The organism is Streptomyces abyssomicinicus (assembly GCF_008974245.1).
GTDB classification, from domain to species: domain Bacteria; phylum Actinomycetota; class Actinomycetes; order Streptomycetales; family Streptomycetaceae; genus Streptomyces; species Streptomyces abyssomicinicus.
This window is the reverse complement of the sequence record NZ_BBZI01000006.1, coordinates 1,226,263-1,251,631: the sequence shown is the minus strand read 5'-3', so window position 1 is coordinate 1,251,631 and position 25,369 is coordinate 1,226,263. Positions and strand designations below refer to the sequence as shown.

Genomic DNA, 25,369 nt, shown 5'->3' with positions numbered 1-25,369 from the left:
TCGCAGACGTGGAGAACATGATCGCGCTGCTGATCGCGGCGCCTCTGCTGGGAGCGGCCGTCCTGCTGTGCGGCGGCCGGAGACTGGACAAGGCGGGCCACTGGATCGGCACCGCGCTGGCCTTCGTCTCCTTCGGCCTGGGCGCCGTCCTCTTCGCCGGCCTGCTGGGCCGGGGCGCCGAGGACCGCACCCTGGTCCAGCACCTGTACAGCTGGGTCCCGGTGGAGGGCTTCCAGGCGGACGTGGCGTTCCGGCTGGACCAGCTGTCCATCACCTTCGTCCTGCTGATCACCGGCGTGGGCTCGCTCATCCACGTGTACTCGATCGGGTACATGGAGCACGACGAGCGCCGCCGCCGGTTCTTCGGCTACCTCAACCTGTTCCTCGCGGCGATGCTGATCCTGGTGCTCGCCGACAACTACCTGCTGCTGTACCTCGGCTGGGAGGGCGTGGGTCTCGCCTCCTACCTGCTGATCGGCTTCTGGCAGCACAAGCCCAGCGCGGCCACGGCCGCCAAGAAGGCCTTCCTGGTCAACCGGGTCGGCGACATGGGCCTGTCGATCGCGGTCATGCTGATGTTCACCACCTTCGGCACGTTCGCCTTCACGCCGGTGCTGGACTCGGTGGGGGCTGCGACATCAGGCGCTGCCGCGCCGGTGGGCGAAGGCACGCTCACCGCGATCGCCCTGATGCTGCTGCTGGCCGCCTGCGGCAAGTCCGCCCAGGTGCCGCTCCAGTCCTGGCTGGGTGACGCGATGGAGGGCCCGACCCCGGTCTCGGCCCTGATCCACGCGGCGACCATGGTCACCGCGGGCGTCTACCTGATCGTCCGCTCCGGCGCGATCTTCGACGCGGCGCCCGACGCGCAGCTGGTGGTCACCGTCGTGGGCGCGGTCACGCTGATCTTCGGTGCGATCGTCGGTTGCGCCAAGGACGACATCAAGAAGGCGCTGGCCGGCTCGACGATGTCGCAGATCGGCTACATGGTGCTGGCCGCGGGCCTCGGCCCGATCGGCTACGCGGTGGCCATCATGCACCTGGTGACGCACGGCTTCTTCAAGGCCGGACTGTTCCTCGGCGCGGGCTCCGTGATGCACGGCATGAACGACGAGGTCGACATGCGCAAGTACGGCGGCCTGCGGAAGTACATGCCGGTCACCTTCGTGACCTTCGGCCTCGGCTACCTGGCGATCATCGGCTTCCCGGGCCTGTCCGGGTTCTTCTCCAAGGACCTGATCATCGAGGCGGCCTTCGCCAAGGGCGGCGTACAGGGCTGGATCCTCGGCACGGTGACCCTGGTGGGCGCCGGAATCACCGCGTACTACATGACGCGGGTGATGCTGATGACCTTCTTCGGCGAGGAGCGCTGGCGCAACCTTCCGGCGGCCTCCCCGGACGCTCCCGACGTGGAGCCGGCCGCGGGCCACGGCGGGGTGCCGCACCCGCACGAGTCGCCGAAGGTGATGACCGTCCCGATGATCGTGCTGGCCTTCGGCTCGGTCTTCGCCGGAGCGTTCTTCGGCATCGGCGAGCGGTTCGTGCACTGGCTTGAGCCGGTGACCTCCTTCGAGCACGGCCACCCGCCGGTCAGCGCGCTGACCGTCACCGCCGCCACCGTCACCGTGATGGCGATCGGCGTCGGGCTGGCCTGGCTCCACTACGGCCGCCGTCCGGTGCCGGTGGTCGCCCCGCGCGGCTCGCTGCTCACCCGGGCGGCCCGCCGCGACCTGTACCAGGACGACTTCAACCACGTGGTCCTGGTCCGCGGCGGCGAGCACCTGACCCGCTCCCTGGTGTACGTCGACCACACCTTGGTCGACGGAGTGGTCAACGGCACCGCGGCGGGGGTGGGCGGGCTCTCCTCCCGGATGCGCCGGCTGCAGAACGGCTTCGCGCGCTCCTACGCGGTCTCGATGTTCGGCGGTACGGCGGTCCTGGTCGCCGCGACCCTGCTGATGAGGGCGGTCTGACATGAGCTTTCCCCTGCTGACGGCGACGGCGGTGCTGCCCGCCCTCGGGGCGGTCGCCACCGCCGCCGTCCCCGCGGCGCGGCGCACGGCCGCCAAGTGGCTGGCGCTGCTGGTCTCGCTGGCCACGCTGGTGCTGGCCGTCGTGGTCGCCGTCCGCTTCGAGCCGGGCGGCGCGCGGTACCAGCTCACCGAGACCTACGAGTGGATCCCGGCCTTCGGGGTCCGCTGGGAGCTCGGCGTGGACGGCATCGGCGTGGCGCTGATGCTGCTGACCGCCCTGCTGATCCCGTTCATCGTGCTGGCCGGCTGGCACGACGCCGACCCCCTGGAGACACGCAGCAAGCGGTGGCGGCCCACCCAGGGCTTCTTCGCGCTGATCCTGATGGTCGAGGCGATGGTGATCCTCTCCTTCGAGGCCACCGACGTCTTCCTCTTCTACATCTTCTTCGAAGCCATGCTGATCCCGATGTACTTCCTGATCGGCGGCTTCGGGGACCGCGCCCACCAGGGCGGCGAGGAGGCGGCCGCCACCCAGCGGTCGTACGCGGCGGTCAAGTTCCTGCTCTACAACCTGGCCGGCGGTCTGATCATGCTGGCCGCGGTGATCGGGCTCTACGTGGCCGCGGGCAGCTTCTCGCTCCCGGACATCGTGGCGGCCCGCGCGAGCGGCGAGCTGGAGATGGGCGCGAACACCGAGCGGCTGCTCTTCCTCGGCTTCTTCTTCGCCTTCGCCGTCAAGGCCCCGCTGTGGCCGCTGCACACCTGGCTGCCCAACGCCATGGGCGAGGCCACCGCCCCGGTCGCGGTGCTGATCACGGCCGTGGTCGACAAGGTCGGCACCTTCGCGATGCTCCGCTTCTGCCTCGGGCTCTTCCCGGAGGCCAGCAAGTGGGCCACCCCGGTGGTGCTGGTGCTGGCGCTGATCAGCATCGTCTACGGCGCGCTGCTGGCGGTCGGGCAGCGGGACATCAAGCGGCTGGTGGCGTACGCCTCGATCTCCCACTTCGGCTTCATCATCCTCGGCATCTTCGTCATGACCAGCCAGGGCCAGTCCGGCGCCACGCTGTACATGGTCAACCACGGGATCTCGACGGCGGCGCTGATGCTGGTGGCCGGCTTCCTGATCTCCCGCCGCGGCTCGCGCCTGATCGCCGACTACGGCGGGGTGCAGAAGGTGGCCCCGGTGCTGGCCGGCACCTTCCTGATCGGCGGGCTGGCCACCCTGTCGCTGCCCGGCCTCGCCCCGTTCGTCAGCGAGTTCCTGGTGCTGGTCGGCGCCTTCGCCCGCTACCCGGTGGTCGGCATCATCGCCACCTTCGGCATCGTGCTGGCGGCGCTCTACACGCTGGTGCTCTACCAGCGCACCATGACCGGCCCGGTCAAGCCGGAGCTGGTCAAGCTGCCCGACCTGCGGGTGCGTGAACTGGCGGTGGTGGCACCGCTGATCGCCCTGCTGATCTTCCTGGGCGTCTACCCGAAGCCCCTCACGGACCTCGTCAACCCGGCGGTCCGGCACACCATGTCCGACGTGCAGGAGCACGACCCCGAGCCCGAGGTGGAGGCGGCCAAGTGAGCGCATCAGCCGTCCACGGCCTGTGGACAGATCTGGCCGCACCGGCGGCCGAGCCGATCGCCAGGATCCAGGCCCCGACGATCGAGTACGCGCAGCTCTCGCCCGTGCTGATCGTGATCGGCGCCGCGGTGCTGGGCATCCTGGTGGAGGCCTTCGTGCCCCGCCGGGGCCGCTACCACGCCCAGCTCTTCGTCTCCGGCGTGGCGCTCGCCGCCGGCTTCGCCGCCGTGGTGGCGCTTGCGGTCAGCGGCTACGCCACCACCGGGGCGGGAGTCGCCGCGGAGGGCGCGGTCGCGGTGGACGGGCCCGCGCTGTTCCTGCAGGGCGTGATCCTGCTGGTCGGCCTGGTGGCCCTGTTCACCTTCGCCGAGCGCCGCCTCGACCCGGCCACCCACGGCAACCCGGTCGACTCCTTCGCCGCCCAGGCGGCCTCGGTACCCGGCAGCGACAGCGAGAAGGCGGCCGTGAAGGCCGGCTTCACCACCACCGAGGTCTTCCCGCTGCTGCTGTTCGCGGTCGGCGGCATGATGGTCTTCCCGGCCGCCAACGACCTGCTGACCCTGTTCATCGCGCTGGAGGTCTTCTCCCTCCCGCTGTACCTGCTGTGCGCGCTGGCCCGCCGCAAGCGGCTGCTGTCGCAGGAGGCCGCGGTCAAGTACTTCCTGCTGGGCGCCTTCGCCTCGGCGTTCACCCTGTTCGGCATCGCGCTGCTCTACGGCTACGCCGGCTCGGTCAACTACGGCCGGATCGCGCAGGTCGTCGAGGGCACCGTGCAGGAGGTCAGCCCGGCGCTCGCCGGGACGATGGGCAACGACGTGCTGCTGCTCATCGGGGCGGCGCTGGTGACGATGGGCCTGCTCTTCAAGGTGGGCGCGGTGCCGTTCCACATGTGGACGCCGGACGTCTACCAGGGCGCGCCCACCCCGGTCACCGGGTTCATGGCGTCGGCCACCAAGGTGGCGGCCTTCGGCGCGCTGCTGCGGCTGCTCTACGTGGTGCTGCCGGGGCTGCGCTGGGACTGGCGGCCGGTGATGTGGGCGGTGGCCGCGGTCACCATGGTGATCGGCGCGATCGTCGCCATCACCCAGACCGACATCAAGCGGCTGCTGGCCTACTCGTCGATCGCGCACGCCGGGTTCATCCTGGCCGGTGTGATCGCGACGCGGCCGGAGGGGATCTCCTCGGTCCTCTTCTACCTGGCCGCCTACTCCTTCGTCACGGTGGGCGCGTTCGCCGTGGTGACGCTGGTGCGCGACGCGGGCGGCGAGGCCACCCACCTGTCCAAGTGGGCAGGTCTCGGGCGGCGTTCGCCGCTGGTGGCGGCGGTGTTCGCGGTCTTCCTGCTGGCCTTCGCGGGCATCCCGCTGACCTCGGGGTTCGCGGGCAAGTTCGCCGTCTTCAAGGCGGCGGCGGAGGGCGGCGCGGCGCCGCTGGTGGTGGTCGGCGTGCTGTCCTCGGCGGTCGCGGCGTTCTTCTACATCCGGGTGATCGTCCTGATGTTCTTCAGCGAGCCCAAGCCGGAGGGGCCCACGGTGGCGGTGCCGTCGCCGCTGACGACCACCGCGATCGCGGTGGGTGCCGCGGTGACGGTGGTGCTGGGCGTGGCGCCGCAGTACTTCCTGGACCTGGCGAATTCGGCGGGCGTGTTCGTCCGCTGACGGGGCCCGCACCAGCGGGTCCCCGCACGCACGCCGAAGGCCCGGCCCCGATGGACGGGGGCCGGGCCTTCGGCGTACGCGCGTCGTGCGGCGGAGTTCGATGACGGCGGCCGCGGCGTGCAGCGATGGCCGCGGGGACCGACGTGCGGGGCCGGTGCGTGGCGGGGACCGCCGACGGGGCGCTCAGCCCGCGCGGTGCACTACGGCGTCGCACAGGTGCACGAGGGCGTTCTTGGCCTCGCACTCCGGCAGCGGGGTGAGTGCCGCCCGGGCCTCCTGGGCGTAGCGGACGGTGTCCGCCCGGGCGTCCTCCAGGGCGGGGTGGGCCCGCAGGCGGGCCACCGCCTCGGCGAGGCGGGCCTCGTCCGTCAGGTCGGAGTCGAGCAGCTCGCAGAGCTCGGCGTCCTCCGCCAGCCCAAGCCGCTCCACCCGCTCGCGCAGGCGCAGCACGGGCAGCGTGGCGATGCCCTCGCGCAGGTCGGTGCCGGGGGTCTTGCCGGAGTCGGAGGAGTCGGAGGCGATGTCCAGGACGTCGTCGGCGAGCTGGAAGGCCACGCCGAGCCGCTCGCCGTACTGCGTGAGCACGTCCACGACCTGGTCGTCGGCGCCCGACATCATCGCGCCGAACCGGCAGGCGACGGCCACCAGCGAGCCGGTCTTGCCGGCCAGCACGTCGAGGTAGTGGTCGATGGGGGAGCGCCCGTCGGAGGGGCCGGCGGTCTCCAGGATCTGGCCCGTGACCAGCCGCTCGAACGCCTCGGCCTGCACCCGCACCGCCTCCGGGCCGAGGTCGGCCAGGATGTGCGAGGCACGGGCGAAGAGGAAGTCGCCGGTGAGGACGGCCACCGAGTTGCCCCAGCGGCTGTTGGCGCTGGGCACGCCGCGGCGCACCTCGGCCTCGTCCATCACGTCGTCGTGGTACAGCGTGGCGAGGTGGGTGAGCTCGACGACCACGGCCGACGGGACGATCCCCGGCGCCTCAGGGTCACCGAACTGTGCGGCGAGCGTGACGAGCAGCGGGCGGAACCGCTTGCCGCCGGCCTTCACGAGGTGCTGCGCGGCCTCCGTGATGAACGGGACCTCGCTCTTGGTGGCTTCGAGCAGACCTTCCTCGACGGCCGCCATGCCGGCCTGGACGGCGGCCTCCAGCGCCTGGTCCCGAACCCTCAGCCCGAACGGCCCGACCACGGTCACGAGGGGTCTCCTGTCTGCTGGTGTGTGCTGACGGTTACACGGTTTGTCGATAGGTCATTGCCATCACCCCACTCAGCGTATCCGGTCAGGTTTCGATCACCGACAGCCCCCACCCGCCAGATGGCCGGAGATGCCCTGTCCGGTTTCGACGGGTTGAGTGAGTCAGTGCACATTCGATCCCTTTGGGTGGGCATCGACCGATCCGTGAGGTGAGCCACAGGGGCGGGGTGCGGCCGTGCGCCGGCGAATCATGCGAACTCGCCCTCTATCGGGCGCAGTTGAGGTCCGGTGGCGGCGTGGAGGCGGGGTGCAAATCACCCGTAATCCCGATCAACCGGCGTGATCCACAGGCTTTCGTACTTGTTTCGGACATCCGCTCTCACGTACGTTTCTGGCCAGCCGGGTGGAACGCCGAATCCTGCCGCCGTCCGGTCACCACAAACCCATTCCATGACGGCAGGAGCGGGGGACCCAGGTACGCCGCCGGACCGGAGCACGCTCCGGACGGCTCGGGGTGAAGCCTGTCGCCCGACCAGGGCGACGGGCCGGGCAGCCTTTCTGGCCCGAACCCGACAGCTCACCTCGCAGGCGCCGGAAAGGAAGAGCCATGTCCCGCTTCACCCGTACCGCCTCCGCCCTCGCTGTCGCCGCGGCCGTCGTCGCCGCCCCGATCGCGGGCGCGACCGGCGCCTGGGCGGCCGAGACCCCGGCCACCGCCAAGGACTCCGCGACCGCTGCCAAGGACTCCGCGGCCGCCGCCGGCAACAAGGTCACCCAGCTCGCCGCGACGCCGGACAACCTGGACGCGTGGATCAACGAGGCCCTCGACGTCATGGAGAAGCACGACATCCCGGGCACCTACGAGGGCATCCACCGCAATGTGATGCGCGAGTCCTCCGGCAACCCGCTGGCCATCAACGACTGGGACATCAACGCCGTCAACGGCATCCCGTCCAAGGGCCTGCTCCAGGTGATCGACCCCACCTTCGACGAGTACCACGTGGAGGGCACCGGCTCCTCGCCGTTCGACCCGGTCGCCAACATCGCCGCCGCGTGCAACTACGCCGCCGACCGTTACGGCTCGATCGACAACGTCAACAGCGCGTACTGACCGGTTCCCTCAGAGGAACAGGCGCTCGAGGACGACGGCCACGCCGTCGTCCTCGTTCGTCGTGGTGACCTCGTCCGCGACCGCCTTCAGCTCGGGGTGGGCGTTGGCCATGGCCACCCCGCGGGCCGCCCAGTGGAACATGGGCACGTCGTTCGGCATGTCGCCGAAGGCGATGGCGTCCTCGGGGCCCAGGCCGAGCCGTGACGCCGCCATGGCCAGGCCGGTCGCCTTGGTGATGCCGTGCGGCTGCAGCTCCACGGTGCCCGGCCCCGACATCGTCACCGTCGCCAGTGATCCGACGGCCGCGGCGGCCGTCGCCGTCAGCTCGTCGTCGGTCAGCTCGGGGTGGCAGAGCAGGACCTTGGTGATCGGGCGCTCCCACAGGGCGTCCCGGCGGTCCACCCGCACCGAGGGGAGGGTGGGGCGGGCCATCCGGTAGCCGGGCTCGATCAGGGTGAGCCCGTTGGCGCCGTCCTGGTCGACGGCCGCGTACACCTGGCCCACCTCGGCCTCGATCTTGCCGATGGCGGTCTCCGCCAGCTCGCGGTCCAGCGTCATCGACCACACCAGGCGGTCCCGGTCCGCGTCGTAGAGCTGCGCGCCCTGCCCGCACACCGCGAAACCGCCGCCGATCCCGGCGAGCAGGTCGCGTACCCGCGGTGCGGGGCGCCCCGTCACCACCAGATGCCGGGCACCCGCCCGGGCGGCGCGTCCCAGTGCCGCGCGGGTGCGGGGGGAGATGGTGTCGTCGTCACGCAGGAGCGTGCCGTCCAGGTCCGTGGCGATGAGGGCGTACGCGGGGAGCGCACGGGAAGGGGGCGCATAGGCGGCGGGTGCGGGCATGATCAGAGAATACGGACGATCCGGAGCGCCCCCGTGACGGGTTGACACGCCGACCGGATGTGTGCAATAGGGCGCTGATCGTCTCATGTGAGCGCGATCCGGGGTGATTCCCTCGCGCGCCGGTGGCGCGACCCCGCGCCCGTGCGCCCGAGGCCGGCCCCGCGCTCGGGCGGCGGAGGCCTGGCCCCGTGCTCCGGCGGTGGAGGCCGCGGCCCCGTGCTCGGGTACCGGAGACACGGCCCCGCGCTCAGGCGCCGAGGCGTGCCTTCGCGCCCGGGCGTCGATGCGGGGCCCCGTGCCCGGGCGGCGCGGCCTGCCCCGCGCTCGAGGCCGTGCCCGGGCGGCGAGGCCTGCCCCTGTGCTCAGGCGTCGTCGAGTGACGCCAGGAGGCCGACGACGCTCTCGCCGTGGGTGGCCAGTTTCTTCTCGCCGATGCCGCTGATCCCGCGCAGCTCGTCCACCGAGGTGGGGCGGGCCGCGGCGATCTCCCGCAGGGTCGCGTCGTGGAAGATCACGTAGGCGGGGACGCCCTGCTCCCGGGCGCGCTCGCCGCGCCAGGCCCGCAGCGCCTCGAAGACCGGCTGGAGCTCCTCGGGCAGCTCCGCCACGGCCGCGGCGGCCTTCGCCTTGCGCTCGCCGCGGGCGGAGGGCGCCTTCCGGGGCTCCTTGCGCATCGGCACCGGACGCTCGCCGCGCAGCACGTCGGCGCTGCCCTCGGTCAGCACCAGCGTGCCGTACTCGCCCTCCACGGAGAGCAGGCCCTGCGCCAGCAGCTGCCGGACCACACCGCGCCACTCGCCCTCGGCGAGGTCCTCGCCGATGCCGAAGACGGACAGCTGGTCGTGGTCGAACTGGATCACCTTGGCCGTGCGCTTGCCGAGGAGGATGTCGATGATCTGGGTCGCGCCGAACTTCTGCCGCCGCTCCCGGTCCAGCCGGACCACCGTGGAGAGCACCTTCTGCGCGGCCACGGTGGCGTCCCAGGTCTCCGGCGGGGTGAGACAGGTGTCGCAGTTGCCGCACGCCTCCTCGGCCGCCTCCTGGCCGAAGTAGGCCAGCAGCTGGCCCCGGCGGCACCGGACCGTCTCGCAGAGGGCCAGCATGGCGTCCAGATGGGCCTGGGCGCGCCGGCGGAAGGCCTCGTCGCCCTCACCCGACAGGATCATCTTCCGCAGCTGGACGACGTCGTTGAGCCCGTACGTCATCCACGCCGTCGACGGCAGCCCGTCGCGCCCCGCGCGGCCGGTCTCCTGGTAGTAGCCCTCCACCGACTTCGGCAGGTCCAGATGGGCCACGAACCGCACGTCCGGCTTGTCGATGCCCATGCCGAAGGCGATGGTGGCCACGACCACCAGGCCCTCCTCGCGCAGGAACCGGGACTGGTGGGCGGCGCGGGTGGCCGCGTCGAGGCCCGCGTGGTACGGCACCGCCTCGACGCCGTTGGCGCGGAGGAACTCGGCGGTCTTCTCCACGGAGTTCCGGGAGAGGCAGTAGACGATCCCGGCGTCGCCCTGGTGCTCCTCGCGCAGGAAGGCCAGCAGCTGCTTCTTCGGCTCCGCCTTGGGCACGATCCGGTACTGGATGTTGGGGCGGTCGAACCCGGCGACGAAGTGCCGCGCCGAGTCCAGGCCGAGACGGCGGGTGATCTCCTGGTGGGTGGCGCGGGTGGCCGTCGCGGTCAGGGCGATCCGCGGCACGTCCGGCCAGCGTTCCCCCAGCACCGACAGGGCCAGGTAGTCGGGGCGGAAGTCGTGGCCCCACTGGGCCACGCAGTGCGCCTCGTCGATGGCGAAGAGGGAGACCCGGCCGCGGGAGAGCAGGTTCAGGGTGGACTCCAGGCGGAGCCGCTCGGGGGCCAGGTAGAGCAGATCCAGTTCACCGGCCCGGAACTGCGCCTCCACCAGCCGCTGCTCGTCGAGGTCCTGGGTGGAGTTGAGGAAGCCGGCCCGCACACCGGCCGCGCGCAGGGCGTCGACCTGGTCCTGCATCAGCGCGATCAGTGGGGAGACCACCACGCCCGTGCCCGGGCGGACCAGGGCGGGGATCTGGTAGCACAGCGACTTGCCGCCGCCGGTGGGCATCAGGACCACGGCGTCCCCGCCGGAGACCACGTGCTCGACCACGGCCCGCTGCTCGCCGCGGAACGACTCGTAGCCGAAGACCTTGCGCAGCGTCTCCAGCGCCGGGCCGTCCGCCTCGCGCGCGCCCGCGTCCAGCCCGTCCGCGTCCGTCGTGGATGCCGTTGTTGCCGTGGTCACACCTGTACCGCCCGTCCCTGTCGACCTCCCTCCACCATAGGGGGGCGCGCCGACGGCGCCGGAGTTTTCCACAGGCCCGGCCGGTCCGGAGCCGGGGCGGCCGGGTTCAGTGGACGCAGAACTCGTTGCCCTCCGGGTCGTACATGACCGTCCACGCGCCGCCCGGCTCCCGGACCTCGCGCAGCACACGGGCGCCCAGCGCCGTCAGCCGCCCGACCTCGCCGCCACGCGCCCCCTCGCCGGGGTGGAGGTCCAGGTGGAGCCGGTTCTTGACCGTCTTGGGCTCCGGGACCCGCTGGAACAGCAGCCGCCGCCCCAGACCGGTGCCGGACTCCTCGTCGTACGGGTCCTCCGGGTGGCGGACCGCCGCCAGGTTGCGCCAGGCGGCCCGGCCCCGCCACTCCAGGGTGGCCTCGACGGGCACCACCCCCGCGCTCAGCAGCTTCTCCACCAGCGGACTGTTGTCCTCCGGGACGTAGTGCAGCGCGGCCGCCCAGAAGTCGGCCAGTGCGTGTGGATCGGCCGCGTCGACGACGAGCTTCCAGTGGACAGGCACCGTGGATTGCGTCATGCCACCACTCTTACGGGTGGTGTGCGGGCGCGCGCAACCGGAACGCGCGATCAGGCGGTGCGCTCCCGGGAGCCCGCCGCCCCTGCCTCACCGGGCTCCGGCAGGGCGGCCGGGTCGGCCGGGCCCACCGGGGTGGCCGCCGCCACCGCGGCGGCGGCCGCCGCGCGCAGGGCGCGGGCCGAGCGGCGGGCGGTGCGCAGGGCGTCCCAGGTGAGCAGGGACAGCGCCAGCCACACCAGGGCGAAGCCCGCCCACCGCTCCGGCGGCATGGCCTCGTGGAAGTAGAGGACGCCCAGACCGAACTGGAAGACCGGCGCCAGGTACTGCAGCAGGCCCAGCGTGGACAGCGGTACCCGGATGGCGGCGGCGCCGAAGCAGATCAGCGGCACCGCGGTGACCACACCGGTGGCGGCCAGCAGGGCGGCGTGCCCGGCCCCCTCCGTGCCGAAGGTGGCCTGCCCCCGCGAGCCGAGCCACAGCAGGTAGGCCAGGGCGGGCAGGAACTGGACGGCGGTCTCGGCGGCCATCGACTCGAGCCCGCCGATGTTCACCTTCTTCTTGACCAGGCCGTACGCGGCGAAGGAGAAGGCGAGGGTCAGCGAGATCCACGGCAGCCGCCCGTAGCCCACGGTCAGCACCACCACGGCGGCGAGGCCGACACCGACCGCCGCCCACTGCACGGGACGCAGCCGCTCCTTGAGGAGGAGGACGCCGAGGGCGATGGTGACCAGGGGGTTGATGAAGTAGCCGAGGGACGCCTCGACGACGTGCCCGGCGTTGACGGACCAGATGTAGACGCCCCAGTTCACGGTGATCACCGTCGCGGCCAGGGTGATCAGCGCGAGCTTGCGGGGCTGGCGTATCAGCTCGCCGGCCCAGGCCCAGCGGCGCACCACCAGCAGGATCAGCCCGACCAGGACCAGGGACCAGATCATCCGGTGCGCCAGGATCTCCACGGCGCCGGCCGGCTTCAGCAGCGGCCAGAAGAGGGGGACCAGTCCCCACATGCCGTAGGCGGCGAATCCGTTCAGCAGACCGATCCGGTTCTCGTTCCGCGGCGCCGGCTGTGGCATTGCTCCTCCTTCTGGCTGCCACGCTCCCGCAGCGTAGGCACCATCCGGAAGGTAACGCCGCGCCCCCCGCATGTCATTCCCGTATCGACATACGGTCCTGACACGCGGGGGGCGCGGCGTTGGCGGCGAAGCGCGGGCGCACGGGGCGTCACCCGGCGCGGGCCGTGCGGCGCGGGCCGTGCGGCGGGGATCACCCGCCGCCGGTCACCCGCCGCCGGTCACCCGCCGCCGTCACCCGGCGACGGTCCAGGTGTCGCTGCCCGCCAGCAGCGCCCCCAGGTCGCCCGTGCCCTGCCGCTCGACGGCGTCCTCCAGCTGTCGCGCCATCAGCGTGTCGTACACCGGGCGCCCCACCGATCGGAGGACTCCGATGGGCGTGTGGTGCAGCGTGTCCGGGTCGGCCAGGCGGGAGAGCGCGAACGCGGTGGTCGGCGAGGCCGCGTGCGCGTCGTGGACCAGCACGTCGGCCTCGTTCTCCGGCGTGACGTCGACCACCACCAGGTCGCCGGTGACCGGGTCGCGGACCACGCCCTTGGCGTCGTCCACGCCGAAGCGGATCGGCTGCCCGTGCTCCAGGCGGATCACCGCCTCCTGGGCCTGCTCCCGGTCCTTGATCACGTCGAAGGCGCCGTCGTTGAAGATGTTGCAGTTCTGGTAGATCTCCACCAGCGCCGTGCCCTCGTGGGCGGCCGCCTGCCGGAGCACCTCGGTGAGGTGCTTGCGGTCGGAGTCCACCGTTCGCGCCACGAAGGTCGCCTCCGCGCCCAGCGCCAGCGACACCGGGTTGAAGGGGGCGTCCAGCGAGCCCATCGGCGTCGACTTGGTGATCTTGCCGATCTCGGAGGTGGGGGAGTACTGGCCCTTGGTCAGTCCGTAGATCCGGTTGTTGAAGAGCAGGATCTTCAGATTGACGTTGCGGCGCAGGGCGTGGATCAGGTGGTTGCCGCCGATGGACAGCGCGTCGCCGTCACCGGTGACCACCCAGACGCTCAGGTCCCGCCGCGAGGTGGCCAGCCCGGTCGCGATGGCCGGCGCACGCCCGTGGATGGAGTGCATCCCGTAGGTGTTCATGTAATAGGGGAAGCGGGACGAGCAGCCGATGCCGGAGACGAAGACGATGTTCTCCTTCGCCAGCCCCAGCTCCGGCATGAAGCCCTGGACGGCGGCGAGGATCGCGTAGTCGCCGCAGCCGGGGCACCAGCGGACCTCCTGGTCCGACTTGAAGTCCTTCATCGTCTGCTTGCCGGCCGCCTTGGGGACCAGTGACAGCAGGTTCGCCGACGTCTCGGTCGTGTCAGCCATCGATGGCCTCCTTCAGCGCCGCGGCGAGCTGCTCCGCCTTGAACGGCATGCCGTTGACCTGGGTGTGGGAGCGGGCGTCGACCAGGAACTTCGCCCTGATCAGGGTGGCGAGCTGGCCGAGGTTCATCTCCGGGACCACCACCTTGTCGTAGGCCCGGAGCACCTCGCCCAGGTTGGCCGGGAACGGGTTGAGGTGCCGCAGGTGGGCCTGGGCGACCGGGTGGCCGATGCCGCGCAGCCGGCGGACCGCCGCGGTGATCGGGCCGTAGGTGGAGCCCCAGCCGAGGACCAGGATCCGGGCGTCGCCGTCCGGGTCGTCGACCTCGAGGTCCGGCACCGCGATGCCGTCCACCTTGGCCTGGCGGGTGCGGACCATGAAGTCGTGGTTGGCCGGGTCGTAGGAGATGTTCCCCGTGCCGTCCTGCTTCTCGATGCCGCCGATCCGGTGCTCCAGACCGGGCGTGCCCGGCACCGCCCATGGGCGGGCCAGCGTCTCGGGATCCCGCTTGAACGGCCAGAAGACCTCGACGCCGTCCTCGGTGGTGTGGTTCGGCCCGTCGGCGAACTCCACCCGCAGGTCCGGCAGGTCCTCCACCTCGGGGACCCGCCACGGCTCGCTGCCGTTGGCGAGGTAGCCGTCGGAGAGCAGGAAGACCGGGGTGCGGTAGGTCAGCGCGATCCGGGCCGCCTCCAGCGCCGCGTCGAAGCAGTCCGCCGGGGTGCGCGGGGCGACCACCGGCACCGGCGCCTCGCCGTTGCGCCCGTACATCGCCTGGAGCAGGTCGGCCTGCTCCGTCTTGGTGGGCAGACCCGTCGAAGGCCCGCCCCGCTGGATGTCCACGATCAGCAGCGGGAGCTCCAGCGAGACCGCGAGGCCCACCGTCTCCGACTTCAGCGCCACCCCGGGACCGGAGGTCGTGGTGACCGCCAGCGAGCCGCCGAAGGCCGCGCCGAGCGCCGCCCCGATGCCGGCGATCTCGTCCTCCGCCTGGAACGTGCGCACGCCGAAGTTCTTGTGCCGGCTGAGCTCGTGCAGGATGTCGGAGGCCGGGGTGATCGGGTACGACCCCAGGTAGAGCGGCAGCCCGGCCTGGCGCGACGCGGCGACCAGGCCGTAGGAGAGCGCCAGGTTGCCGGAGATGTTGCGGTAGACGCCGGGCGGGAACGCCTTCGACGCCGGCGCCACCTCGTAGGAGACGGCGAAGTCCTCGGTCGTCTCGCCGAAGTTCCAGCCGGCCCGGTACGCCGCGATGTTCGCCTCGGCGATCTGCGGCTTCTTGGCGAACTTCTTCCTCAGGAACGCCTCGGTTCCCTCGGTCGGCCGGTGGTACATCCAGCTGAGCAGGCCCAGCGCGAACATGTTCTTGCTGCGCTCGGCCTCCTTCCGGGTGAGACCGAACTCCTTCAGCGCCTCCACCGTGAGGGTGGTCAGCGGCACCGGGTGCACCTGGTAGGCGTCGAGCGACCCGTCCGCGAGCGGATCGGCCGCGTAGCCGACCTTCTGCAGCGCACGGGAGGTGAACTCGTCGGTGTTGACGATGATCTCCGCGCCGCGCGGCAGGTCGGCGAGGTTCGCCTTCAGCGCGGCCGGGTTCATGGCGACCAGCACGTTCGGTGCGTCGCCGGGGGTGAGGATGTCGTGGTCCGCGAAGTGGAGCTGGAACGAGGAGACGCCCGGGAGGGTGCCTGCGGGTGCGCGGATCTCGGCGGGGAAGTTGGGCAGGGTCGACAGGTCGTTGCCGAAGGACGCCGTCTCCGAGGTGAAACGGTCGCCGGTGAGCTGCATCCCGTCACCCGAGTCACCCGCGAACCGGATGACCACCCGTTCGAGCCGGCGGACGTCCTTCGCCGCTGTCGGCTCGCGCTCTGTACTGACCTGGCTGGTCACTGAACTGGACCTCCCTGGGCGGCATGTGCGGGAAACGCCTTCGGCCGGTCGCTCCCGCCTCAACCCTAAGTCTGTAAGGGCTGCCTTCCTGTGTCATTCGTTGAACCGCTCGGCGTGGAAAGGCGAGGGAGCCGGAGCCCGTCGCCAGGCCGCCCGCGAACCGTTGACATTTTGTCAACAGTGACCCCCCGGTCCAGCGTGGCAGCAGTTCACCGGCTCAGGAGTTCAGATAGGTCAGGACGGCCAGAACCCGACGGTGATCCCCGTCACTCTGTGCCAGGCCCAGCTTCATGAAGATGTTGCTCACGTGTTTCTCGACCGCTCCATCACTGACCACCAAGCGACGCGCGATCGCCGAGTTGGTGCGGCCCTCCGCCATCAGCCCCAGCACCTCCCGCTCGCGTGGGGTCAGGCCCTCCAGCACGTCCTGGCGCCGGCTGCGGCCCAGCAGCTGCGCCACCACCTCCGGGTCCAGGGCAGTTCCGCCCCGGGCGACCCGGACCACCGCGTCGGTGAACTCCCGGACGTCGGCCACCCGGTCCTTGAGCAGGTACCCCACGCCCCGGCTGGAACCGGCCAGCAGCTCGGTGGCGTACCGCTCCTCCACGTACTGCGACAGCACCAGCACGCCCACCTGGGGGTGGTCCTTGCGGATCCGGACGGCGGCCCGCACCCCTTCGTCCGTATGGGTGGGCGGCATCCGCACATCCGCCACCACCACGTCGGGGAGTTCGCCCCGGGCGGCGAGATCGCTGATCGTCTTCACCAGCCCGTCTCCGTCGCCGACCCCCGCGACCACCTCGTGGCCGCGGTCGGTGAGCAGCCGCGTCAGTCCCTCCCGCAGCAGCACCGAATCCTCGGCGATGACCACCCGCACCCTGTCGTCCTCCGCGTCCTGCCGCAGCACAGTCTCCACCGGCCCAGCATCCCAGCAACATCCCGGCGGCGGGGACGATTTCCGTCCCCGCCGCCGTCGTTCGCGCCATCGATCCCGCCGTCCCGCGGCCGTTCGCCGGCCGTTCCCCGGCCGTCCCTCCGGCCGTTCCCCGCCGTCCCCCGTCAGTGCCCGGCGCGTCCCGACGGGCCGAGGAGGCCGCGGGCCAGTGCCGTGTCGACCACGGCCATGCCCCGCGTCGTCCAGGCGGCCCCCAGGGTCACCGCCGCGCCCACCAGGCAGCACACGGCCAGCTCGAACGGCTCGGAGCCCAGCAGGGCGCCGTCGCCGAGGACGTGGATCTCCCGGTTGTCGTCCGGCAGCGACCAGTACCAGGCCGGCAGCGTCAGCAGCCCCAGCCCGACCGACCAGAGGGTCACCGTCACGGTGAACGAGAACACCGCCCACGGCAGGTGCACCAGCGCGTACAGCGCCTGCCGCCAGGTCGACCCGCTGCGCAGCACCGCGCCGCACCAGGCGATGAGCCGCGGCGCGTCCCCGCGGGGCGCCGGCGGCTCGGGCTCGGCGACCCGCGCGCCCAGCAGCAGCCGCACCCGGGCCCGCTCCGCGGCGCCCAGCAGCCGGCAGCCGGCCAGGGCCAGCACCAGCACCGGCAGCCCGACCACCGTGACCAGCAGTCCGGCGCCCAGCGACAGGGTGGTCACGACATAGGTGAACAGCACGATCGCGACCGGCAGGTTCAGCAGCGAGTGCACCACGGCCAGCAGGGTCGCCGGCTCCAGGAGCGGCGCGAGCGGTGCGGGGAGCCCCGCGGTCCGCTTGTAGGGGTGGACGGCGGTCATGACGTCAGCCTTCCTTCGTGAGGGTGACGGGCCGGTCCCGCCAGGGAAGTTCGGCGGTGACCGTGGTGGGACCGCCCTCCGGGGAGTCGACGACGAACACGCCGTCCACCGCGCCCAGTCGTTCCGTCAGCCCCGCCAGGCCCGAGCCGGCGTCCGTGCGGGCGCCGCCCCGGCCGTCGTCGTGGACCTGGAGCATCAGCCGGTCCTCGGCGCGCCACACGTCCACCGAGGCGCCGCGCGCCCCGCTGTGCTTGCTGACGTTCTGCAGCAGTTCGGAGACGGTGAAGTAGGCGATGCCCTCCAGGGCCTCGGCCGGCCGGGTCTCCAGCTCCACCGAGACCCGCACAGGGACCGTGCAGCGGGACGCCACCGAGGAGAGCGCCGCGTCCAGGCCCCGGTCGGTGAGCACCGCCGGGTGGATGCCGCGGGCCAGGTCGCGCAGCTCCTGCAGGGCCAGCTTCACCTCGCCGTGCGCCTCGTCGACCATGGCGGCGGCCGTCTGCGGGTCTTCCAGGAGCTTCTCCTTGGCCAGGCCCAGTCCCATCGCCAGGTTGACCAGCCGGGCCTGCGCGCCGTCGTGCAGGTCGCGCTCGATGCGCCGCAGGTCCGCCGCCGCGGTGTCGATCACCACCCCGCGGTCGGACTCCAGCTCGGCGATCCGCCGCTCCAGGTCCGGGGACGGCGACAGCAGCCCGCGGACCATCGCCCGGTCCACCGTCGTCATCGCGCGCACCAGATAGGGGAGCACCGGCCACAGGACGAAGAGTCCGGTCAGCGTGACCGTGAAGGTGACGACGCCCCAGGGCAGGCGGATCAGGTGGTACAGCATCGACCGCCAGCCCACCGGGTCCTTGAGCGCCGTCCACAGCCGGACGAAGAAGTTGCCGGACCGGTTGTGCGAGCTCAGCGGGCTCGGCTCGTCGATCCGCAGCCCCAGCAGGCCGCGGGCCCGGCCCCGCTCCAGCCGGCCCAGCACCCGCGCGCCCATCAGGGCCAGCGCGAGCAGGGGCAGCCCGATCGCGGTCACGGCCAGCCCGGCGCCGGTCGGCAGCACCACCGCGACGTAGGTGAAGCCGAGCACGGTGACCGGGAGGTTGCACAGCAGGTACGCGATCTCCCGCCAGGTGTACGCGTCGTAGGCCAGGCGTGCCGGAGGCAGGCGGTCGCCGTCCGGGAGCGGGGCCGCCGGGGACGAAGCCTGAACCGGGGCCGCCGGGGACGAGGCCGGCAGCGGGGCCGGTGTCGGTTCGGTGGTCATGGGGCCAGCCTGCCCGGCGGCGGTCCGCCCGCGCCATGAGGCGGTCCGGCCGAGAGGTACGGGGGAAAACCCCACCACCGCACCCGGCCGCCGCCGAGGAGGCAGGGCCTAGACTCCCGTTGCGTACGTTCACGAGGCAACCGGAGTGGGGAGCGAGGACCGAGGTGCCCGACTACTTTTCGTCCTACTCGGTCGTCGGACTCCTCGCCGTGGTCGGCGTGCTGTTCGTCGCCGTCGCCTTCGGCGCGGGACGCCTGCTGCGGCCCATGGTGCCGACGCCCGAGAAGCTGCTCACCTACGAGTGCGGCGTCGACCCGGTCGGCGAGGGCTGGGCGCACACCCAGGTCCGGTACTACGTGTACGCGTTCCTTTACGTGATCTTCGCGGTGGACTCGGTGTTCCTCTTCCCCTGGGCGACCGTCTTCGACGCGCCGGGCTACGGCGCCGCCACCCTCGTGGAGATGTTCCTCTTCCTCGGCTTCCTCGCCGTGGGCCTGCTGTACGCCTACAGGAAGGGCGTCCTGGAGTGGACGTGACCGCTGCCTCCGCCGCCACCCCCGAGCCGGAGCCGGTGATGCTGCCCGAGCCCCAGCGGCTGGGCGTGCTGTCCCGGCTGGCGCCCGAGCCGATGAAGGTGGTCCTCAACTGGGGCCGCCGCTACTCGCTCTGGGTCTTCAACTTCGGGCTCGCCTGCTGCGCCATCGAGTTCATCGCCGCGTCGATGTCCCGGCACGACTTCATGCGCCTCGGCGTCATCCCGTTCGCGCCGGGACCGCGCCAGGCCGACCTGATGGTCGTCTCGGGCACCGTCACCGACAAGATGGCGCCCGCGGTGAAGCGGCTCTACGAGCAGATGCCGGAGCCGAAGTACGTCATCTCCTTCGGCGCCTGCTCCAACTGCGGCGGGCCGTACTGGGACTCCTACTCGGTCACCAAGGGCGTCGACCAGATCGTCCCCGTCGACGTCTACGTGCCGGGCTGCCCGCCGCGGCCCGAGGCGCTGCTGCAGGGGATCATCAAACTCCAGGAGAAGATCGCCCGGGAGTCGCTGGGAAAGCGGTACGGCGGGAGCGGCACGGCCCCGCGTCCTTCCACCGCGGCGCTCACGAGCGGACTGGTCCGGCCGCCCGCCGCGGAGGGGGACCGATGAGCGAGGGCTGGCTCCCGGAACCGGCGGCCGCGCTCTTCGGCGACCGGGCCGTGGCCGAGGAGTCCTACGAGGTCCTGACCGTCGACGTGCCGCCGGAGTCCTGGACCGAGGCGCTGACCGTCGCCCGGGACCGGCTGGGCTGCACCTTCTTCGACTGGCTGAGCGCGGTGGACGAGCCGGGCACGGGCTTCCGGGTCTGCGCCCATGTCGCCGCCCTGGGCCGGCCGGTCCGCCGGCTGCTGCTGCGCACCACCGTGCCGCACGACGCCCCGGTGCTGGCCTCCGCGGTCGGCGTCCACGCGGGCGCGGCCTGGCACGAGCGGGAGACCCACGAGATGTTCGGCGTGCGGTTCGAGGGCCATCCCGGCCTGGAACCGCTGCTGCTGCCCGAGGGCTTCGAGGGGCATCCGCTGCGCAAGGACTTCGTACTGGCGGCGCGGGTCGCCAAGGCATGGCCCGGGGCGAAGGAACCGGGTGAGTCGGAGCACGGTGGGCCCAAGCGGCGGCAGATGCTGCCGCCGGGGGTGCCCGACCCGAACGAGTGGGGCCCGCTGAAGGGGCAGCTCCCGGCCGCCCCGGCCCGCGGCGCGGCCCGCGCGGCGGGCGGAGACCGCCCGCGCCGCACCCGGACCGCCGCCGAGGGCACGGCCTCCCAGGCCGCCGGGAGCTCAGCCGGGCGGACCCCGGCCGCGGAGACCCCGGTCGCGGAAACCCCCGCCGCGGAGACCCCGGCCGGGCAGTCCCCGGCCGCACCCCGGCGTTCCCGCAGCGCGTCCGCGGGGTCCGCCTCGCAGCGCGAGGAGGGCGGCGCCCCCGCGGCACCGGCGCGCGGGACCGGTCCGCGGCGGTCGCGGAGCGTGTCGGAGGGCTCTGCCTCGCAGCGTGAGGAGCCGGGCGGCGAGGCCGCACCGCCCCCCGGGCCGCGTCGGTCCCGTTCCGCCTCCGGCGGGTCCGCGTCGCAGCGGGCCGAGGGGACGCCGTCCCCGGCCGAGGGGACGCCCCCGGCCGAGCCGGAACCCCGGCGGCCGAGGACCGCGCCGCGCAGCCCCGACGCCCCGTGGCACCACGCCAAGCCCGCCTACGAGGAGCCGGACGGTTCCCGCGACGGCGGGCCCGCGCGGGACGAACGTCCGGAACAGCGTTCGGGCGAACGACCGGACGAACGTCCGGAGGAACGACCCACCGACGACCCCGAGGGAGGCGGACAGTGACCGACGCGCTCGACGTCACGCTGCGCCTGCTCGCCGTCCTCGCCGCCTTCCTGGTCCTCCCCCTCGTCGTGGGCCAGACCGAGCACAAGGTGATGGCCCACATGCAGGGCCGCCTCGGCCCGATGTACGCCGGCGGCTTCCACGGCTGGGCCCAGCTCGTCGCGGACGGCGTGAAGTTCGTGCAGAAGGAGGACGTGGTCCCGGCCGGTGCCGACCGCCGCGTCTTCCAGCTCGCTCCCGCCGTCGCCCTCCTGCCGTACCTGCTGGTCCTGCTGGTCATCCCGCTCGGACCCGGCGACGCGGTCGGCCAGGCCATCGACGCGGGCGTCTTCTTCGCCCTCGCCGTGATGGGCGTCGGCGTCCTCGGCTCGCTGATGGCCGGCTGGGCCTCCGCCAACAAGTACTCCCTGCTGGGCGGCCTCCGCACGGCCGCCCAGCTGCTCTCCTACGAACTGCCGATGCTGCTCGCGGCGGCCTCCGTCGCCATGGCGGCCGGGACCGTCTCGCTCACCGGCATCGCCGGCGCCTTCCAGTGGTGGTGGCTGCCCTGGCAGCTCGTCGGCGCGGTCGTCTTCTTCGTGGCCGGCCTCGCCGAGCTCCAGCGCCCGCCGTTCGACATGCCGGTGGCCGACTCGGAGATCATCTTCGGCGCGTACACCGAGTACACCGGCCTGCGCTTCGCGTTCTTCCTGCTCGCCGAGTACGCCGGCATCGTCGTCCTCTGCGGTCTGACCACCGTGCTGTTCCTCGGCGGCTGGCACGGCCCGTTCGGGGGCGACGACCTCGGCTGGTTCTGGACGCTGCTGAAGACCGCCGTCCTGGCCTTCGTGGTCATCTGGCTGCGCGTCACCTACCCCCGGCTGCGGGAGGACCAGTTGCAGAAGCTGTCATGGACCTTCCTGGTTCCGCTCGCCCTCGCCCAGATCGCCCTCACCGGCGTCGTCAAGGTGGTGATCCCGTGAAGCCGTCGGTCTCCGCCTCCGACTCCGCGTCGGCCTCCGCCTCGTCCTCCCGCGGCATCCCCGGCAGCGGGCTGGCCAAGGGCCTGGCCGTCACGCTGCGCACCATGGTGCGGAAGAACGTCACCGCGCAGTACCCGGACGTCCAGCCCGAGCTCGCCCCCCGCACCCGCGGGGTGATCGGTCTCTTCGAGGAGAACTGCACCGTCTGCATGCTGTGCGCCCGCGAGTGCCCGGACTGGTGCATCTACATCGACTCCCACAAGGAGACGGTGCCCCCGGCCGCGCCCGGCGGCCGCGAGCGGCAGCGCAACGTCCTCGACCGGTTCGCCATCGACTTCGCGCTCTGCATGTACTGCGGGATCTGCATCGAGGTGTGCCCGTTCGACGCCCTCTTCTGGTCCCCGGAGTTCGAGTACGCCGAGACGGACATCCGCGAGCTCACCCACGAGCGGGACAAGCTCCGCGAGTGGATGTGGACGGTTCCGGCGCCGCCCGCGTTGGACGCCGCCGCGGAGGAGCCCAAGGAGGTCGCCGCCGCGCGCAGGACGGCCGACAAACTGCGCCAGGCGGAAGGCCCGGCGGATGGCAAGGCGGAAGGCCCGGCGGGGGAGGAGACCCCGTGAGCCACGGATTCCTCTCCCCGACCGGGGTCGAGATCACCTTCGTCCTGGTCGGCCTGGTCACCCTGGGCGCCGCGGTGGTCAGCGTGACCACCCGGCAACTGGTGCACGCCGCGCTCTGGCTGGTGGTCGCCCTCGGCGGGCTCGCCGTCGAGTACCTGCTGCTCACCGCCGAGTTCATCGCCTGGGTGCAGGTCCTGATCTACGTCGGCTCGGTGGTCGTCCTCCTCCTCTTCGGACTGATGCTCACCCGGGCGCCGATCGGCCGCTCCCCGGACGCCGACTCCGGCAACCGCGGGGTCGCCCTCGGGGTGGCGGTGGCCGCGGCGGTCGCCCTGGTCTGGGTGGTCGTCGACGCCTTCCGCACCACCTGGATCGACCTGGACGGCGCCTCCGCCGGGACCACCGAGGTCACCGGCGCGTCCCTCTTCCAGCACTGGGTGCTCCCCTTCGAGGCCCTGTCGGTCCTGCTGCTGGCCGCCCTGGTCGGCGCCATCGTCCTCTCCCGCAAGCGGAACGCCGACTCCGGCGAAGGAGGAGAGCGCTGATGCACCTCGCCTACCCCGTCGTCCTCTCCGCCCTCCTCTTCTGCACCGGGGTCTACGGCGTCCTGGCGCGCCGCAACGCGATCCTGGTGCTGATGTCGGTCGAGCTGATGCTCAACGCCGTCAACCTCAACCTCGTCGCCTTCGACGCCTGGCTGAGCCGCGCCGCCCAGGCCGCGTTCCCGCACGACGGGCTCCACTCGGGCCAGGCACTGACCCTGTTCACCATCGCCATCGCCGCCGCCGAGATCGGCATCGGCCTGGCGATCGTCCTCGCCGTGTACCGCAACCGCGGCACCGCCGACGTCGACCGCCTCCGCGACACCGCGGAGGACCGCGGCGGGTCCGACGGCACGGACGCGACCGCACGGGCCGGCGTCCCCGCCCCGGGGAGCGGCGAGAAGGCCGAGGCCTCAGCATGAGCACGATCACCCTCGCCGTCCTCGTCCCCCTGCTGCCGTTCCTCGGCGCGGTCGCGGGACTCCTGCTGGGCCGCACCGCCCCCGGTTTCGTCCGCCCCCTCGCCGTGCTCCCGGTGGTCGCCTCCCTCGCCCTCGCCGCGCTGGTCGCGGCCCGCCAAGGCGGCGGGGACCCGATCGACGCCGCGACCGAACTCACCCCGACCGGCTCGGTGCCGATCGAGCTGGCCCTGCACGTCGACGGCTTCGCCGCCCTCACCGCCCTGCTGGTGACCCTGGTCTCGGCGTGCGTGCAGATCTACTCGACGGGCTACCTCCGCCACGACGCCCGGTACGCCTCCTACGCGGCGCTGGTCTCCCTGTTCACCGCCGCCATGCTGCTGGTCGTCTACACCGGCGACCTGATGGTGCTGCTGGTCGGCTGGGAGGTCATGGGCATCTGCTCCTACTTCCTGGTCGGCCACTACTGGGAGACCCCCGAGGCACGTGCCGCCTCGATCAAGGCCTTCCTGGTCACCAAGGCCGGTGACGTCCCGTTCCTGATCGGCCTCTTCGTGCTCGCCGCCGACGCCGGCTCGTTCCGGATCACCGAGATCCTGGAAGCCGTCCGGAACACGGCCCTGGACCCGAGCACGCCGACCTTCGCCGCGGTCGAGCGGATCGACAACCCCACCCTGATCGCCCTGCTCCTGCTGGCCGGAGTGGCCGGCAAGTCGGCGCAGTTCCCGCTGCACACCTGGCTGCCGGACGCGATGGCCGGCCCCACGCCCGTCTCCGCGCTGATCCACGCCGCGACCATGGTCGCCGCCGGCGTCTACTTCGTCGCCCGGCTGCTCCCGCTCTTCCAGGCGTCGGCCGCCGCCATGCTGGTGCTGGCGGTGATGGCCGCCGTCACCATGATCGGCTCGGCCCTCGCCGCACTCGCCCAGGACGACGTCAAACGGGTCCTGGCCTGGTCGACCATCGGCCAGCTCGGCTACATGACCGGCGCCCTCGCCGCCGGAGACCGCTCCGCCGCCGCGTTCCACCTCCTCACCCACGGCGCCTTCAAGGCGCTGCTGTTCCTCACCGCCGGCGTGCTCATCCACGCCGCCGGCACCAACTCGCTGGCCGCCATGTCCCGCATGAGCGGGCTGCGCACCCGCGTGCCCGACGCCTACTGGACGATGACCGTCGCCCTGCTCGCGCTGGCCGCGATCCCGCCGTTCAGCGGCTTCTTCTCCAAGGAGGCCGTCCTGGTCGCCGCCGAGCACGCCGCCACCGGCGAGGGCGGCCCGGTCGCCGCCGGATGGATCGTGCTGGCGGCGGGCCTGCTCACCGCGCTGCTGACCGCCGCCTACGCCACCCGCCTGTGGCTGCGCGCCTTCCGCGGCCGGGGGACCGATGCCCCCGACCACGGCAGGCAGCCGGTCGCCATGAACGCCGTCCTGTGGGTGCTGGCCGTCCCCTCCCTCGCACTGGGCGCCGCCTTCGGCGTGCTCCCCGACTGGTTCGGCGGCGGCTCGCTGGCCCCGGGCTGGGCCACCTCGCTGCTCGCCACCGGCATCGCCCTGGTCGGCGGCATCGTGACCTACGGGACCTGGCGGCACACCACCGCCTTCGCGGCCGGCACCCCGCTCGGCGCGGTCGCCGCCCACCCGGACGCGGACCCCGGCCAGGTCGAGGCGGAGGCCATCGCCAGCCACGCCCCCGCCTACGGCGACCTGGCCGACGCCCCCGACCCCTCCGACCCGGGCCGCCTCCTGCTGGGACCCCTGCACCGCCACGCGGCCGAGGGATTCCACCTGGACGCCCTCTACCGCGCGGCCTTCGTCCGCCCGGTGACCGCCGCGGCATCCCTGGTCCGGTTCCTGGACCGCGAGGTCGTCGAGACCTACGTCCGCGGCGCCGCCGCCGCGCCCCGCCTGCTGGGCGCCGCCGTCCGCCGCGCCCAGACCGGCAACCTCCAGACCTATGTGAGCGCGCTGCTCGCCGGAACCGTGGTCCTCACGGTCGCCGTCGTCCTCGCCGTCTCGGGAGCGTGAGC

The 25,369-nt window shown here is 72.5% G+C and carries 22 protein-coding genes and 1 riboswitch; of the genes, 12 read left to right on the top strand and 10 right to left on the bottom strand.

Annotation, left to right across the window (positions count from 1 at the left end; all coding sequences use genetic code 11):
- The first annotated feature begins 8 nt into the window (after positions 1-8).
- Genes nuoL through nuoN form a run of 3 tightly spaced genes read left to right on the top strand, consistent with a single transcriptional unit; the run spans position 9 to position 5,201 of the window.
- On the top strand, positions 9-1,970 hold the full coding sequence (gene nuoL, locus GBN72_RS12970; RefSeq protein WP_151771827.1) for an NADH-quinone oxidoreductase subunit L: 1,962 nt from the start codon (positions 9-11) through the stop codon (positions 1,968-1,970).
- Position 1,971: 1 nt separating this feature from the next.
- The gene (locus tag GBN72_RS12965) at positions 1,972-3,543 is read left to right on the top strand and encodes an NADH-quinone oxidoreductase subunit M (protein WP_151771826.1); all 1,572 of its coding nucleotides are present in this window, start codon (positions 1,972-1,974) and stop codon (positions 3,541-3,543) included.
- Positions 3,540-5,201, top strand: a complete 1,662-nt coding sequence (gene nuoN, locus GBN72_RS12960; RefSeq protein ID WP_151771825.1) for an NADH-quinone oxidoreductase subunit NuoN — start codon at positions 3,540-3,542, stop codon at positions 5,199-5,201. Before GBN72_RS12965 ends, nuoN begins: the two co-directional genes overlap by 4 nt.
- A 183-nt stretch (positions 5,202-5,384) precedes the next feature.
- Here the strand turns inward: nuoN and GBN72_RS12955 are convergent, their stop codons facing one another.
- Positions 5,385-6,395, bottom strand: coding sequence for a polyprenyl synthetase family protein (locus tag GBN72_RS12955; protein WP_151771824.1), 1,011 nt, complete (start codon positions 6,393-6,395; stop codon positions 5,385-5,387).
- A 432-nt stretch (positions 6,396-6,827) separates the two neighbouring features.
- Positions 6,828-6,999: riboswitch (cyclic di-AMP (ydaO/yuaA leader) on the top strand.
- A 3-nt stretch (positions 7,000-7,002) separates the two neighbouring features.
- On the opposite strand from GBN72_RS12955, the gene GBN72_RS12950 reads away from it, so the two are divergent.
- A complete protein-coding gene (locus GBN72_RS12950; protein ID WP_151771823.1) occupies positions 7,003-7,506 on the top strand; it encodes a transglycosylase SLT domain-containing protein in 504 nt (167 codons plus the stop codon).
- A gap of 9 nt (positions 7,507-7,515) precedes the next feature.
- Here GBN72_RS12950 and GBN72_RS12945 read toward each other — a convergent pair whose 3' ends face one another.
- From GBN72_RS12945 to GBN72_RS12905, 9 genes are all read right to left on the bottom strand, one after another.
- Positions 7,516-8,349: an HAD family hydrolase gene (locus tag GBN72_RS12945; RefSeq protein WP_151771822.1), complete on the bottom strand. Its 834-nt coding sequence runs from the start codon at positions 8,347-8,349 to the stop codon at positions 7,516-7,518.
- Positions 8,350-8,711: 362 nt separating this feature from the next.
- Entirely contained in the window at positions 8,712-10,565 is a 1,854-nt protein-coding gene (gene recQ / locus GBN72_RS12940) for a DNA helicase RecQ (protein ID WP_151772026.1), read from the bottom strand.
- Between the two features lie 148 nt (positions 10,566-10,713).
- Positions 10,714-11,178 carry a VOC family protein gene (locus tag GBN72_RS12935; protein WP_151771821.1) on the bottom strand — a complete coding sequence of 155 codons (465 nt, stop codon included), beginning with the start codon at positions 11,176-11,178 and terminating at the stop codon, positions 10,714-10,716.
- 50 nt (positions 11,179-11,228) lie between these two features.
- Positions 11,229-12,251 carry an EamA family transporter RarD gene (rarD, locus tag GBN72_RS12930; protein ID WP_151771820.1) on the bottom strand — a complete coding sequence of 341 codons (1,023 nt, stop codon included), beginning with the start codon at positions 12,249-12,251 and terminating at the stop codon, positions 11,229-11,231.
- Between the two features lie 231 nt (positions 12,252-12,482).
- Positions 12,483-13,553 (bottom strand): 2-oxoacid:ferredoxin oxidoreductase subunit beta, encoded by a 1,071-nt coding sequence (locus tag GBN72_RS12925; RefSeq protein WP_151771819.1) that lies wholly within the window; start codon positions 13,551-13,553, stop codon positions 12,483-12,485.
- Complete coding sequence (locus GBN72_RS12920; protein ID WP_246212440.1) at positions 13,546-15,441, bottom strand: 2-oxoacid:acceptor oxidoreductase subunit alpha; 1,896 nt, start codon at positions 15,439-15,441, stop codon at positions 13,546-13,548. The genes GBN72_RS12925 and GBN72_RS12920 overlap by 8 nt, the downstream gene beginning before the upstream one ends.
- A 217-nt stretch (positions 15,442-15,658) precedes the next feature.
- Positions 15,659-16,318 carry a response regulator transcription factor gene (locus tag GBN72_RS12915; protein WP_164540610.1) on the bottom strand — a complete coding sequence of 220 codons (660 nt, stop codon included), beginning with the start codon at positions 16,316-16,318 and terminating at the stop codon, positions 15,659-15,661.
- A gap of 182 nt (positions 16,319-16,500) precedes the next feature.
- Positions 16,501-17,178 (bottom strand): sensor domain-containing protein, encoded by a 678-nt coding sequence (locus tag GBN72_RS12910; RefSeq protein WP_151771818.1) that lies wholly within the window; start codon positions 17,176-17,178, stop codon positions 16,501-16,503.
- A 4-nt stretch (positions 17,179-17,182) separates the two neighbouring features.
- Positions 17,183-18,436 carry a sensor histidine kinase gene (locus GBN72_RS12905; RefSeq protein WP_151771817.1) on the bottom strand — a complete coding sequence of 418 codons (1,254 nt, stop codon included), beginning with the start codon at positions 18,434-18,436 and terminating at the stop codon, positions 17,183-17,185.
- A gap of 164 nt (positions 18,437-18,600) precedes the next feature.
- Between GBN72_RS12905 and GBN72_RS12900 the strand changes: the two genes are divergently transcribed.
- The 8 genes from GBN72_RS12900 to GBN72_RS12865 all read left to right on the top strand — a co-directional run bounded on the left by GBN72_RS12900 (position 18,601) and on the right by GBN72_RS12865 (position 25,367).
- Positions 18,601-18,972 carry an NADH-quinone oxidoreductase subunit A gene (locus GBN72_RS12900; protein WP_246212439.1) on the top strand — a complete coding sequence of 124 codons (372 nt, stop codon included), beginning with the start codon at positions 18,601-18,603 and terminating at the stop codon, positions 18,970-18,972.
- Between the two features lie 38 nt (positions 18,973-19,010).
- A complete protein-coding gene (locus GBN72_RS12895; protein ID WP_151772023.1) occupies positions 19,011-19,586 on the top strand; it encodes an NADH-quinone oxidoreductase subunit B in 576 nt (191 codons plus the stop codon).
- Complete coding sequence (locus GBN72_RS12890; RefSeq protein WP_151771815.1) at positions 19,583-20,797, top strand: NADH-quinone oxidoreductase subunit C; 1,215 nt, start codon at positions 19,583-19,585, stop codon at positions 20,795-20,797. Before GBN72_RS12895 ends, GBN72_RS12890 begins: the two co-directional genes overlap by 4 nt.
- A complete protein-coding gene (locus tag GBN72_RS12885) occupies positions 20,794-21,759 on the top strand; it encodes a complex I subunit 1/NuoH family protein (protein ID WP_151771814.1) in 966 nt (321 codons plus the stop codon). The genes GBN72_RS12890 and GBN72_RS12885 overlap by 4 nt, the downstream gene beginning before the upstream one ends.
- A 104-nt stretch (positions 21,760-21,863) precedes the next feature.
- Positions 21,864-22,382, top strand: a complete 519-nt coding sequence (locus GBN72_RS12880) for a 4Fe-4S binding protein (protein WP_151772022.1) — start codon at positions 21,864-21,866, stop codon at positions 22,380-22,382.
- On the top strand, positions 22,379-22,927 hold the full coding sequence (locus GBN72_RS12875) for an NADH-quinone oxidoreductase subunit J family protein (RefSeq protein WP_151771813.1): 549 nt from the start codon (positions 22,379-22,381) through the stop codon (positions 22,925-22,927). Before GBN72_RS12880 ends, GBN72_RS12875 begins: the two co-directional genes overlap by 4 nt.
- Complete coding sequence (nuoK, locus tag GBN72_RS12870) at positions 22,927-23,346, top strand: NADH-quinone oxidoreductase subunit NuoK (RefSeq protein ID WP_151771812.1); 420 nt, start codon at positions 22,927-22,929, stop codon at positions 23,344-23,346. Before GBN72_RS12875 ends, nuoK begins: the two co-directional genes overlap by 1 nt.
- Positions 23,343-25,367: an NADH-quinone oxidoreductase subunit 5 family protein gene (locus GBN72_RS12865; RefSeq protein WP_151771811.1), complete on the top strand. Its 2,025-nt coding sequence runs from the start codon at positions 23,343-23,345 to the stop codon at positions 25,365-25,367. The genes nuoK and GBN72_RS12865 overlap by 4 nt, the downstream gene beginning before the upstream one ends.
- The last annotated feature ends 2 nt before the right edge of the window (positions 25,368-25,369 follow it).